Annotated in this window: 11 protein-coding genes and 1 pseudogene; 6 read left to right on the forward strand and 6 right to left on the reverse strand. The window is 60.4% G+C overall.

Annotated elements, in window-relative coordinates; genetic code table 11:
• Positions 1–23: 23 nt before the first annotated feature.
• Positions 24–401, reverse strand: a pseudogene (locus AC6CH3_RS15200) (IS21 family transposase); the annotation flags it as partial.
• 113 nt (positions 402–514) lie between these two features.
• Between AC6CH3_RS15200 and AC6CH3_RS15205 the strand changes: the two are divergent.
• The 5 genes from AC6CH3_RS15205 to AC6CH3_RS15225 all read left to right on the forward strand — a co-directional run bounded on the left by AC6CH3_RS15205 (position 515) and on the right by AC6CH3_RS15225 (position 6,737).
• The gene (locus AC6CH3_RS15205; protein ID WP_498133209.1) at positions 515–667 is read left to right on the forward strand and encodes a hypothetical protein; all 153 of its coding nucleotides are present in this window, start codon (positions 515–517) and stop codon (positions 665–667) included.
• A 118-nt stretch (positions 668–785) separates the two neighbouring features.
• Positions 786–2,534, forward strand: coding sequence for an esterase/lipase family protein (locus AC6CH3_RS15210; RefSeq protein WP_498133210.1), 1,749 nt, complete (start codon positions 786–788; stop codon positions 2,532–2,534).
• Between the two features lie 213 nt (positions 2,535–2,747).
• On the forward strand, positions 2,748–3,518 hold the full coding sequence (locus tag AC6CH3_RS15215; RefSeq protein WP_498133211.1) for a dienelactone hydrolase family protein: 771 nt from the start codon (positions 2,748–2,750) through the stop codon (positions 3,516–3,518).
• A 499-nt stretch (positions 3,519–4,017) separates the two neighbouring features.
• On the forward strand, positions 4,018–5,268 hold the full coding sequence (locus tag AC6CH3_RS15220; RefSeq protein WP_498133212.1) for a hypothetical protein: 1,251 nt from the start codon (positions 4,018–4,020) through the stop codon (positions 5,266–5,268).
• Between the two features lie 617 nt (positions 5,269–5,885).
• A complete protein-coding gene (locus AC6CH3_RS15225) occupies positions 5,886–6,737 on the forward strand; it encodes a hypothetical protein (protein WP_498133213.1) in 852 nt (283 codons plus the stop codon).
• A gap of 769 nt (positions 6,738–7,506) precedes the next feature.
• On the opposite strand, the gene AC6CH3_RS15230 is transcribed toward AC6CH3_RS15225, so the two are convergent.
• From AC6CH3_RS15230 to AC6CH3_RS15245, 4 genes are read right to left on the reverse strand one after another with little or no spacing between them, the layout of a single operon-like run.
• Positions 7,507–8,163 carry a hypothetical protein gene (locus AC6CH3_RS15230; protein WP_498133214.1) on the reverse strand — a complete coding sequence of 219 codons (657 nt, stop codon included), beginning with the start codon at positions 8,161–8,163 and terminating at the stop codon, positions 7,507–7,509.
• Between the two features lie 2 nt (positions 8,164–8,165).
• The gene (locus AC6CH3_RS15235) at positions 8,166–8,564 is read right to left on the reverse strand and encodes a hypothetical protein (protein ID WP_498133215.1); all 399 of its coding nucleotides are present in this window, start codon (positions 8,562–8,564) and stop codon (positions 8,166–8,168) included.
• Between the two features lie 3 nt (positions 8,565–8,567).
• Positions 8,568–10,358: a S8 family serine peptidase gene (locus AC6CH3_RS15240; RefSeq protein WP_498133216.1), complete on the reverse strand. Its 1,791-nt coding sequence runs from the start codon at positions 10,356–10,358 to the stop codon at positions 8,568–8,570.
• A 34-nt stretch (positions 10,359–10,392) separates the two neighbouring features.
• On the reverse strand, positions 10,393–11,334 hold the full coding sequence (locus AC6CH3_RS15245; protein WP_498133217.1) for a hypothetical protein: 942 nt from the start codon (positions 11,332–11,334) through the stop codon (positions 10,393–10,395).
• A gap of 240 nt (positions 11,335–11,574) precedes the next feature.
• On the opposite strand from AC6CH3_RS15245, the gene AC6CH3_RS15250 reads away from it, so the two are divergent.
• On the forward strand, positions 11,575–12,165 hold the full coding sequence (locus tag AC6CH3_RS15250) for a DUF3000 family protein (RefSeq protein ID WP_498133218.1): 591 nt from the start codon (positions 11,575–11,577) through the stop codon (positions 12,163–12,165).
• A 145-nt stretch (positions 12,166–12,310) separates the two neighbouring features.
• On the opposite strand, the gene AC6CH3_RS15255 is transcribed toward AC6CH3_RS15250, so the two are convergent.
• Entirely contained in the window at positions 12,311–12,487 is a 177-nt protein-coding gene (locus AC6CH3_RS15255; RefSeq protein WP_498133219.1) for a hypothetical protein, read from the reverse strand.
• Positions 12,488–12,740 lie beyond the last annotated feature (253 nt).

Raw genomic sequence — 12,740 nt, forward strand, 5'->3', positions numbered from 1 at the left:
CTTTTATGAAGAATTCTTCATAAAAGCCACATGCCCGGTTCGGTGATCCAGGGCCGGTGAACGCGGGTATGGCCCAGCCGCCACGCGGCCTTGACCTGGGCGATCGCGCGGCGGGTGGAGCGTTCGGAACCCGTGTAGCCCAGGGCGAGGAGCTTTTCGTGCGCCTTATCAGCGCGGATCCGGCCCTTGGAGGTTTCGATCCATTCCTCGATCTTGGGCAGGAACGCGTCGGTGACTCGGCCCCGGGCGGCGGGTGCCCCGATCGGTCGGCCGGCGTCGCGGGCCTGGACGTGTTTGGCAACGGTGTGGTGCGAGCAGCCCGTGAGCTCCGCGGTGGCGCGCAACGATCCGGTCAGATCGTAGGCAGCAAGAATTTCCATGATTTCTCCGTCAGACTTCATACAGGGCCTCTTCCTGGTTTGCTTGGTGCGCTTAGACACCGTCATCAAACCCCAGGGAGAGGCCCCCACCGCTTAAAGGCGCGGTCGGTTTAGTAAGGAAGTGGGCAGATCTCGTGGCCACCGGCGGGCAGTTCTACTGGCCGCCAGCGGGCAATTTCGTGGCCGCCTATGGGCAGTTTTTCATGGCCGCTAACAGCCGCTATCGCCGAGCTGAAAAGCAGGCCGGCAACCGGACGAGCGCCACCCTCATGAAAACCCCGGGCTAGTAACGCCGTAGTAACGGTCCGCGGACTACCTTACTCGAAACAAATCAGGTGACTCCGACGGCCGATGATCCTGACAATTTCCGAAGCATGCCCGCCTCTAACTGCAGTAGGAATTGTTATGACCCAATATCTTCCCATCATCTATGTGAGAGGATTTGCTGGCGGCGCTACAGGGATCGACCGAGCCGTTGACGATCCCTTTTATGGCTTCAACGAGGGCTCAACGCACATCCGGCTGGGTGCACACGGAGACCCCCGTTTTCACCAGTTCGAATCGCCGCTGCTGCGTCTCATGCTCGACCATAAGTACGAACTTAGGGTAGACGGCAACCAGGGATCCGTGCTCCGCAACGCCGTTAAAAATGAGCTCTCGCCCAAGACGATTTGGGTGTATCGCTTTTACGACCGTAGTGCCTCCACCTTCGACCCCACAGCAGCCACACCCGAACGCAGTGCCGCCGTACACGAGGAATCGCCCGGGCCTTTCAAGATCGAGTCTGCCGCCGAGGGGCTGATCAAATACATAGACGCGGTGCTGGACAAGACGAAAGATGCCGACCAAGTCTATCTCGTGGCCCATTCTATGGGAGGGCTGGTCTGCAGGTCAGCTATTCAGCGGTTCATGTATGACCCGCACCGAACTCCAACGCTGGAACAAATTGAGGAAGGCGAGGGCGCTGCACCCGACCCCTCAGACAGAGGTGGGTTCTGGCGGAATCTTTTGCCTTGGCGTTCACGAACAAAACCACGGCAGAGTGGCGAAGAGGGAACTCGTGGACAGAAACTTGCTTCTAGACCTGATCGCCGAAAGGAAGTGCCATCCGGTAAGGTGCCACCACCGTTTCCGGTTTCGAAAGTTGTTACCTATGGAACCCCTCACGGCGGGATCGACATCGACCTCGGAGGACCAATAGGGGACTGGATTATCGAGACGTTTGGTCCGAATGGGTCGGACATCTTCAAAGAGCGCCGCATGCGTGAATACCTCTGCCCCAAGGGGCAAGAGAACTTTGAGCCAAAGAAAGGATGGGACTCGCGTGTACCCTATTTCAGCGCTCTACCCGCCGAAAGGTTCCTGTCCCTGGTAGGCACAAATCCTGGCGACTACGAAGCAGCATTAGGTTGGTCGTCTCGTGCCGTGGGCGTCAAGAGCGACGGGCTCGTCCAGATCCGCAATGCGTACGTAAAAGGTTCGAACCGGGCCTACATCCACCGCTCCCATTCAGGGCGTTACGGCTTGGTCAACTCGGAGGAGGGCTACCAAAACCTTCAACGCTTCCTTTTCGGCAACCTCAAGGTCGCTCTTAACCTTTCAGATCTCGACCTAGATACAAGAGATGACACTATCTGGCAGGCAGACGTCGCACTCGCCATCCGTGAAGTTCCTGTACTTATGCACTACCAATCCACTCGGACTCACTGCCCGGTCATCTTGAACGAGGAAAACCGTGATGCGCCCCTACGCCCAGTGCCGTTAGTGACCGCTTTTTTGATGCCCAAAGAGGCTTTTGAAGGGCCTAGAAGATACACGCTGGACCTGCGCGTTTATGCTCTCCGGGAAAGCAAGGGATTCATCATTTTTGGTTCACACCTCGAGCAGGTCGCCGACTGGCAGGACACGCTGGTAATGGATGTTTACGCGAATGAGGACGGCAGCATCGGCAAGGCGCTATATCAATGGAACTCGGAGCTTCCCGGAGCGATAGCCAGAAAAGAAGTTCTAGACAAACAATTGTCTTGGCAGCCAGCCCGAGACGATATACCGGAGGCGCCCAGTTGGGTTGCTCGCATCGAATTGCCCCAGATGGCTCGGGCAGTTCTAGGACCCGAAGCGAACATCGGAGTTGGCATCGCACAGTGGCGCTAGAGGAACATCCCTATCTTAGGCTAGCCGCCTTTCGCGGGGGACTAGTGCTGACCTAATTAGGTCCCAAGCTGAGCTGTTCGCCCTCTGCAAAGGAACGCGCAGCGGAGGCCCTGTCTTCCTGCGGCCTTGGCGGCCCGCCGCGAGACGCTTCGAATCAGGAGAGACAAGTTGGAGAGCTGCTTCACGAGAAATTAGCGGAAAAGTAGGTGCAGGATGACTTCAGAGACGCGACAAGACCCAACTTGGTGCCCGGACGGCTGGGAGCGGCACACCTACGCTCACGGGAACCACTTCCACGCGTTCTACGTGATTGCCCCCGAACGACAGAGAGTGGCTTCGCCCAGCGTGATGTTACTGCACGAATTCCCCGGAATCTTGATGGATCTCACTCAGTTGGCCAACACGCTAGCTCAGGACTTTCGAGTCGTCGTTCCATCGATCTTCGGACGCGACGGTGATGCAAAACCCGTCGATTCCATCAAACAAATATGCGTGCGCCGCGAGGTGCACCTACTGGCCCTGCACAAGGTCAGTGCATCAGTACGTTGGCTGCGAGATTTCGCCGACGAGCACGTAGCGCGTGGGCGCAAGGAATCCTACGGCGTGATTGGCATGTGCTTCACCGGCAACTTCGCGCTCGCACTTGCCGTTGATCCCCGGGTGACAGCGGCGGTTGTAGCTCAACCGAGCATCCCCCTGTGGCCTAGCTCCCTGGGTCTTTCTCCACAAGACCGCCACGCCCTGCAGACGCGCACTGACCTACTTGTACGGGGCTACAGGTTCCGTCGTGATTGCTTGTCGCCTGCCGCAAAGCTGAAGGCCGCAGAGGGGCTACTGGGCCCGGAAAGGATGCAGGTGTTTCCCCTGGGCGGACGAAATGAGCGAAAGCACTCAACGCTAACCAGGAACCGCGACGAGAACGCGGTTGAGGGCGTGAGGTTATTCCTAACGGAGCGCCTCTTCGGTCAGGAACCTTCGGCGTAAAGGCCCTTGCGAGCTGAGATGTCATTTTCATACGTGGGCTGTAGGCGTCGGACACTCCAGTGGCCGCCCTGATTCCTCGTAGATTGATGTCGCATATTCATCTGCACACTCGCGCCCAGAAGCAATGTCTGGTGGGGGGGGGCGAAAAAGCATTTTACTGAGGCGTGTAGAACTTTTGTTACTGCCGTGCGCGCTGCTTGTCAGGTAGCAGCATCGGACAGTTGGCGCTGCGAACTCATAGCCATTACCAGGGATCGGCTTCCTTCACAGCAAGCAAGTATGCCCCAGTGCTTATTGAGTCACCTCGAGCCACCTAGGAGGAAGTGTTCACGCCCGCCTCAACCCCAGCTTGCCTGGCCGTTCCCAAGCCGTTGCCCATTTGAAAGAGAGACTCGAAGGCAATGAATCCAATGAGCGACGCGAAGCAATCGCTAGGTGCCTGAGGGGCCATGCGATACCCGAGGATGACCTTGCGAGCTGGTGGTGGAGCCAATTTGACATGAGCCCGGAATGGTTCGAGTCAGCTTCGATCCTTGGAGTCTTCGGCGCACTTGGTGACGAGCAGGTTAGCCAACTGCGCTCCCTGATCAGCAAAGTTGACCAGGATGTTGAGTGGTTCACAGACCTTCTTGCCCGAGGACGATACGACGGCGGAGATTTGGAGATACTCAAGGCGGCAAGGAGGGAACTCAACGACGGGACCGCAGGCAGCACCAGATCTGACCCGGGCAGAACTGACTTAGCGATCCTGATCGAATGCGCCGAAATTGCGGCAGCTGGGACAGTCCTCCGTACGTCTCAAGCTGACGACATGCTTTCTCGAGGGCGTGCGGCTCGACTCGACATTGACTCTTCCAGCTCGCGCATTCTGAGAGCTACGTTGACATTCCCTGACAACTTCGATTCGTCGTCGCCCGCCGACTGGCAAGAGCGGCTTCTTAAGTTGGCCGAGGTTTGGGGTGACGGCTATGTCTTACGTCGCGCCGTGTCGGCAATCCCGGAGAGCATTGACAGCGCGGCGATTGTATCCATGGGACGCAACACGAACAGAGACCTGTCCGAAGCGGTTGCAACAGAGGCCGCATACCGGGCAAACCGTGGGAACTCTGAATGGTGGCGGACCCATTTGGAGTCGATCAAAGAACCTTGCGATCGCATGATTGCGATCTTGGCCCTTTTCGAGCGTTCGCACGCCAAGGTGTTCATTGAGCTCTCGGACATCATCGACGGAGTGGTCGGCACACTGCGCCGAAACGCTACAGAAGTGTTGAACACACCCTTCGCACGGACGCGCTTACTCGCAGGGTGCGCCCACTCGCCCTCCAGGATTGCTCTGCGAACAAGGCAAATAGACTTTTCCGGGAGGGCACTCTGGCTCGTGAGAATCGTCGGCTCCGACGCAACCAAGAAGCGAGTCGGGCCGGAACTCGAAATGAAACTCGGTGACTTGCTTCGGTCAGGGGTCACCGACGGCCGTGAGGCCGTTGGCGCCACGTATACCAAGAGAAAGCTGAAACTGGCTGCGTTCAAGCACGCCCGTCGAGCCCTCCCGCCAGGCAGCTGGGCCAGCGATGCCATCCTCGCAAACATGACCGTCCCGCTTGCAAAAGAGATACTTTTCGAGCCTGAGAACTGGCCGATCGACATCGTGCAGATTGCATCAGAACGGATGCTCGCCGAACGAACCAGGCAACTGAAAACGCTGGACGAAGTCTCTTCGACATATCGCTGGTTCGACGAGGAGAAGTAGGCTCTAGTCGCCGAAGTTGGCGTTGTTCGGCGACCCCCTCCGTCGACTTCGACCCTTTCAGGCACACCTCCACCGCTTGTGTGAGTTGCACCCATTACTTCGCGGCGACAGTAGTGACAATCTTCAAGCCAAGCGTGCCGATCTAACTCACCATCTAATTCCAGCCAGGCTCGGGGCACGCTGGACATCCACGATTGTTTAACTGAGCTAAGGGTTGGGGGCGATCTTTGCCGCTGTCACTGGTCGTGCCTATTCATCGCGGAGCGAGAGGGGTTCACGATCGAGGACAACCCAGTAACCCGGTTGCGGCCATTCCGCATATCCATCTAGGGAGTCGCGCTTGCCGCCTCCGATCGGCCAGATTCAGCGCGACATTGCGGAGCCAGCGACTCCATCGCAGTGCCGGAGATCGCCAACACATGAGCATGTGGTGGCGAGGGCGATATCGGCGTGCTGGCACGGATCTGAAGCTCGCTTTTCGCTCGTTTACGAGCACATCTCATATGGCGATCGGCTTAACCGTCACGGATCCGACACAAACCGCCAAGCAATTGAGGCGTGAACTAGTTTGAGGTCATTGGATTGAACCCTTAACAGATGTGAAGAGGATGCGATAGGTGGAATTCGACGTACAGAACACTGAAGGGATACCAGCGCGGCACGAGGATCCTGGTGATCTATCCGACGTTGTCACCAACCTGGCGCGAGTCACGGCCAAAGGCCGGCAGAAATTGGCCAACGATCCATTGACCAAGGCATTCCTGGCTTCTGCCCTGAAACTAACTGAAGAACTCTTCTTGGGAACCCCCAACGACGCTGAAGAGGTCCGCCCCACGATGTCGTACCTGTCGCGTCCCAAGGTTCTGGCGCAGACTCTCGTAGACTCCCCAGACCTGATACCGACCCCTGGTAAATTCCGGGACCGATGGACGGCGCATCAGCATTTTCTTGCCGACTTCATCTCCTACGCGCTGACCGCCCGCCATTGGAGCCTCCATATCGCCCTGTCCCGGAGCGCCGAGGAGATGTTGAGCTCAGCAGAAGAATTCTCAGGTTCTGTGCATCGAATTGCATACGAAGACCTGAAACTCGTTCTTGAGCTCCCTGCCTACAGATTCCAACTTCTTGCCGTCGCCTCCGCCGGCGCAGACTCGGTTGCATCTGAAGCGTTGTCGAGAATGTATGCGACGCTTTCCGAGGCTTGGACGGCTCTCTACACGCAGATCTTCAAGGTACACGGTGTGAAATTCCGGCCCGGCGTTACCATGGAAACCTTCAACATCATCCTGCAATCCACCGCCGAAGGTCTCGGCATGCGCCTGCTCGCCGGCGTCGATGAACCCATCCTCGACCACGAAACAAAATCGACGATTCTGGGGACAGCAGCCCTGGGCCTCTACCTAGGTTTCGTTGATCCCGGAGACGGGCTGACTGTGGAGGAAGCAGCACAAAAACGCATTCTCGAATAGGCGCTTACAATCACCTCCCAAACAGGAGGACTGCATGCGGCACTCCCAACAAAGTGCCCATGAACAGGCCACTAGATCGGAGCTCGGCACCCTGATCAAATAGCAGTACTCGCACTCATTGGTCAGAAGGAGCCATTCGTGAAACACAAGTTATCCTCTACAGCTTCGGCAGTCGCCGTCGCCATAACACTAGCTTTCGCCGGTGTTGTGTCCGCTGGACCGGCGAATGCAGCGGGAGCAACTGTATCCGTGAGATTTGGAGACTGGCGATGCGCTGCCACAGGCGGAGGCTCTGTAGTAGCAGTCCAAATGGGGTCGCAGTATGGCTATGCCCCTTATACCCGAGGACGCACAATCAACATCGGCGCAAGGGTTAACGCCGGGAACCATTTGACGGGAGTAATTTGGTGCAAGCGTCCGTGGTGGAGGCTTGGCGTTGTAACTCCCGTTTACAACATCTCTCAAGGTGTTTGGGTCTCCTACCGTGGTCAACATTTCAACGTCTGAAAAGCACCAGATCGGGTCGCCTAAGCGGTTGTGAGGGGTGCAGGATTCCTTGGAATCCGGCACCCCTCACTGCTGAGTGAGTTGTAACGCAGCCCTCCATTCCCAGAACTGCACTGTTTGACCCAGGCTCTGGATGGCGACCACGATGCGGGCATAGATTATTTGATGCACCGACCAGGCACGTCTTATCAAATCTGGTAGTTGCCCGGAACGTCCCCGCCCCCGCCCACCGTGGCCTGCCCTGGCCCCTTCCCTACGTCTGTCAGCCGGCACGGAAGCACAGGGCCGAGATGATGCGCTGGCCGCTGTCACCCAGCGGAATTGTCTCATGCGGAAGCAGCCCGCCGAGCAGGACAATGCTTTGGCCGGCCCGCGCCTTGACTAGCGCCGTGCCGTGTTGGGGGGACCGCCGCACTTGGTGCAGCGTCCCGCCGAAAGCGCCCAGGTGCACGAGCAGCCCGCCGGCGGGATCGTCGGGACTCGTGTCGTCACGCAGCACCGTAATCAGGGTCACGTCGCAGCTGTCGATGTCCAGATGCAGGCCCAGGTAGTCGCCGGGTGCCACGTAGAAGCTGTAGCTGCCCCGGGTCCCCGTGGGGGTGACTGGCACGCCGCATTGCTGGGAGAGGAAGGCGTGCAGCCAGTCCGATGCGTAGAGGGCGTCCTGTTCCGGGCTTCCTCCGGCGGTGTTCAGCGCCCTGGGCGGGGAGCCGCCCCGTCCGGGTGCGTTGTCGCCGGTGAGCACGATCTGTCGGGATGAGCTGCCGTAGGCCTTCAGTGCCTCGCGGAGCAGTTGTGTGCAGATGGCGTTGTCGGGCAGGCCCTCAAAGACGGCGACCCCGCCGGCCCGTCCAAGAGGGCCGGCGGCCAGCCGCCGGGTCCCCGCGGTCCGCATGGTGGCGGTGGCAGGCAGGTACATGGTCAACCGCCGTCGGCCAGGAGTTCCGCGGGCGGCTCGAAGGTCACTGCGGCGATGAGGCCCTGCAGCTGCCGGGGCAGCCGCGCCGTCGGCAGTTCCAGCCCGGTAGATCCGCTGCCGCTTCTGGCGACCCAGCCGCCGCGGTCCGTGCGCATAATCTCTGTTCCGAAGAATTCGTTGAACAGGCGGGGGCTGCCCTCGATCGACATGCTGATGCCGATGACCGGGCCCACTCTGAAGCCTGCGGTCTGCAGGATCTCGGTCACGATGGCGGCTTCGGCGGGGTCGGGTGCATATTCCGGTAAGGTCTGCGCCGTCAGCGGCGTATCTCCGGTGACTTTCCGTCCTGACCGTGCAGTGAGCAGGACCAAGGCGACGGTGGTTTCGCCACGCGTTCCCATATCTCAAATTTCCGGCGGTTCGGGACAGCTGATGATAATCCGTTCGACCTCTTCAATGTCGTCAGCGCTCATCGGCGCCCCCGCGGGGTACTGTTCGGTCCCTTCCTGCGCGCCGGTGATGGGTCCGGCCGGGGGCCGGAACGGGAGTACCGGGATGACCGGCGGGCGGAACGGCAGTACCGGGATGACTGGCGGGCGGAATGGCAGTACTGGGATGACCGGACGGAACGGGACTATAGGCGGGATCGGCAGCACCGGCGGGACCGGCACCACCGTGCAGCGGAGCTTGGCTATGAGCACCGCTTTGTGCGCGTCCACCAGCCCGTTGCCGGTGGCCAAGTCGGGGCCGACGGTGGCGGGGTTCCCGAAGTTGGGGTGGTTGGTGCCGGTTGTCACGTCGCGGGCCGTCTGCATGAGAATGCTGCGGATCTCCGCTGACGTCAGCCGGGGACAGGCCTGTTTCATCAGGGCACAGACACCGGCAATCTGCGGTGCCGCGGCAGATGTTCCGCTGAAGGTCGCCCAGCCGTCGTCCCGGGCGGTCTCGTCCCCGTTCGGATGGGTACCCCCGGACAAGTTGGTGTCGAGGACGCAGCCTGCAGGTACGGGCAGCATGATCAGCTTTGCTCCCGGCCGCATGCCGACCAGTCCAGAAGCATCCGGAACCCGCCGACCCGGATAAACATTGGACATGAACCCGCTTGTGTAGTCCGACGCGCGCAGGGCACCGTCCTGGGCAATGTCGACGCCTCCTACGGAGATGACGTCCGGATGCTGCCCCGGGAATCCCCAGCCGCCGTTGCCAGCTGAAAACACCACGGTGATGCCGGCGGTGACGGCGGCGGCAACAGCGGCTGCCAATGCCTGATTGGCGGCGCTGAGCGGGCCGGACTGGACACTGGAACCCCAGCTGTTCGTGATGATGTCCGGGCCTAGGGCCGCGGCTGCATTGAAGGCTGCTGTGACGTTCACCAGGGCCCCGGACGCTGTGGCGGTCTTGACGGGTTTGAGCAGGATATCCGGGGCCGTGGAGAAGATATTGGCCGATTCCCCGGTGCCGTGTCCGTTCTCGTCGACGGCAGGGTCTGCGGTGCCCGGTCCCAGGACCACGGGATCGACGCGGTATCCGCGGTCGGTGAAGAAGGGATGGGACTGCCATCCGGTGTCGACCATGGCCACGGTGACCCTGCGGCCGGTGATGCCCGCCCGGTGCGCGCGTTCCGCGTTCAGGCCCAGCGACACATCGGCCGGCACATCCAGGTGCCAGTACGCCTTGGTGGGCGGGTAGGCGGTCGCGGCGTGCGGATAGACCGGTTCCTCGATCGCGATGCCTTCGAGCAGGCCGGCAAAACGTGAGCCGTCGGCGGTGATCAAGCCCGGGATATCGGTGTCTGTTGAGTCGATGTAGGTCGCTTCCTCCTCGACTCCGCCCGGCTTGACGGTTAGCTTCTCTTGGGTGATCAGATGGGTGGCGAATATTTCTTCGTAGAGCTCCCTGGGCCCGGCGATGTTGATGGTCAGTTGTGAGGCCTGCAGGACGTCGAAGCCGGCATCGGCCAGGAGGTTGACGCATCGCTCGACGAGATCCACCGGCGACAGAAAGTTCTCCAGATTATCAGGCGTCGGGATCAGCCCCGGGGTGAACAGTGAGATGCCGCCCTGCGAGAGCGGCGAAGCGTTGGCAAAGATGCGCTCGGGAAAGGCAGCGGAGCCGTCCGCCGCCGGCGCGGGGGACTGCCCGGACGTGCGCCCGCCCTTGGGGGTATCTTTTTTGCTGGGCTGGTCCTTGGCCATGATGTCTCCTTAAGCAGGGTACTTTTTGCCGCAATTAAGAACCGTTAAGCCAGGCAGCAATGCGCTCCTGGTTTCCGGCGTAGTAGTGACAGAGCGTCCAGTCCGGCAGGAACCGCTTGGACGCGGCGAACTCGCCGTTCTGTGCAACGTCGTGCGGGTGGAAATCTCTGGTCCGCAGCCCCGGAATTGCACCGAGTGCCAGCCAGAGGGCTACCTCTTCCAGAATCCACGGGTTGGTAGAGGGAAACGGCAGGGCGCCAGCCAGATCGGCGGCCGAGGCAAGATGCACGGCGGACTCGCTTCCTTCAAGCTGCCCGTATCCGCCGGCACCGGCAGGGGCCGGACGCAGCGAGACCGAGAGCAGAAGACGCCAGGCAAAGTCCATGAACACCCGCTCAAGGGGCACGAAGTCCGCCCAGACATTGTTGTTCAGCAGCACCACCCCGGAATTGAACGGGGGGACGAAGGCAACATTCGTCATATCGGCCAGGCCCCGCAGCAGCGGCTCGTCGAGGAATTCTCGGTTCTCTCCGTAGGGGCTGCGGGTGGAATGCACTTCCTCGCGGGCCACGAGGTCGGCATCGGCATAGGTATCAAACAGTGCGGATACGTCCTTGAAGAACACGGTGTCACAGTCGCAGTACAGCAGCTGCCGGGCGCCGGTGCCGCTAAAGGCGCTGAAATTGAGGAATTTGTGCAGGACGGGGTACTTAGCCAGGACCGGCCACCCCCGCGGGCACAGTTCAGCCAGCCGCTGCTCGTAGGAGCCCTGCGGCTGCACCATAACGTCATGGCTGTGACATATCCATGCCAGTTCCGGGGACATCTCGCCATACAGGAAGAGGACGACAGCAACGTCCGGGTTCTTCCAGCGCAGGGTGCCAAGGCTGCGCCGCAGCTGGGTAAGCAGCGGCTGCCGCTCCGCCCCGGCCGGGAGCGACACCGAGTAGTGAATAAATCTTCCGTCATCGATCATGAAGCAGATCCCGTCTTTCCGCGGGCCGTTTCGTGCACCGTCCGGACTTGTGCCCGCAAAACCGGTAGATGACTAGTACGGTAGGGTCCCGGCGTTACAGGAGCGTTACCACCATGGGCGAGCTAACAGTTTCCCGAACGGTTTGACGCCGCTTCCTTTGCGGGAAGGACGGCCTTTGGCACGGGCAAAGGGCCGTTGGGCACGCGCCACTCCCGTCGGCCTTCTACGCTGTTGCCGCCCATGAAATCCTCAGTCCAAACCGGGGACGCGGCAGGGGCGGCGACGTCCTCGGTCCAGCTTTCAGCGGCTCGCCTCAGCGATGGGGTGCCGGGCAACACCGTCGGGGTCTCTTCGGTTATTGGTTTGCTTGGTCGCTACCAATTCAAAGAGGCCCTGGCCTCTTTCCTGCCGCACCACGCCGCACTGCAAACGGACGCAACTGCGGCGCCAGCCTCAGACCGCCCTAACCACGCTCATCTGCGAAGGGCCGCTATATCCTCCTTTACGACCCCCCACGGTTCGGCGGTGTGGGAGGGCGAGTCCCGCATCGTCACCTACATCCGGGCCCAAAAGGATGCGGGGATGGGAAACGACTCCATGCTGGGTTCTGTTGCCTGGACGTGGCTCGTGGATGCCCTGGAAAACCATGCAGCGCGGTACCGCGCTGCCGGCGGCACGGCAACCAGAATTCTCTCACAGAGGCATCTTCTGCCTATGTTTCTAGAAACCAAGGGCTCCGGCGGGGAGTCGGGACTTCTATGGACCGGCCACCGGCCGTGGCTTACAGAATTAGTGGAGAAGGCGGGCAGAGGACTCAACCCGCACGTATAGACAGGTGCGGTCCTGACACGGCCTGTTTCACTCGTCTCTGCCTCCCAAAACTCGACCCTTAGCGCGCAGTAAAACCTTCTCCTCGGCAGGAAGCCCGGGCTCCGCCCGGGAACCTTCAACGTGACAGGCTCTAAGCAAGAATCTCTCATCTAACGAGAGAAAACGCCTCGGAATACGGATACGCCATCGCCACGCGCAGCAACTGTCCATCGGAGGTGTAGCCGTCTGCGCACAGGGCCAGGATGGACACGACCCAGAAGAACAGGGCCGACGGCGTCCGCATAGGGCTATCGTCCATGACTACCCGAGCATGTTCCGCCATGATGCTGCTCCTGAGTTCGGTTCCTACTTGACCCTCATCACGCTAATCCGCGAGTCTGGGAACCCCGTGAGAAGCAGCCGTGCATCCAGGACATGTTCGGAACATCGGCTCGGGGGAGGGAGCTACCGGCCTCCAGGAAATCCTTCACAAGGGTCGGCGAGGTACCTAACCGCCAGGTACCCGCGTCAAGAAGGCGCCAGTCAACCCCTTCGAAGCTGATCGTGAAACGCCGATAACCCGATATCACTTCAAG

This window comes from Arthrobacter sp. GQ119, assembly GCF_059759125.1.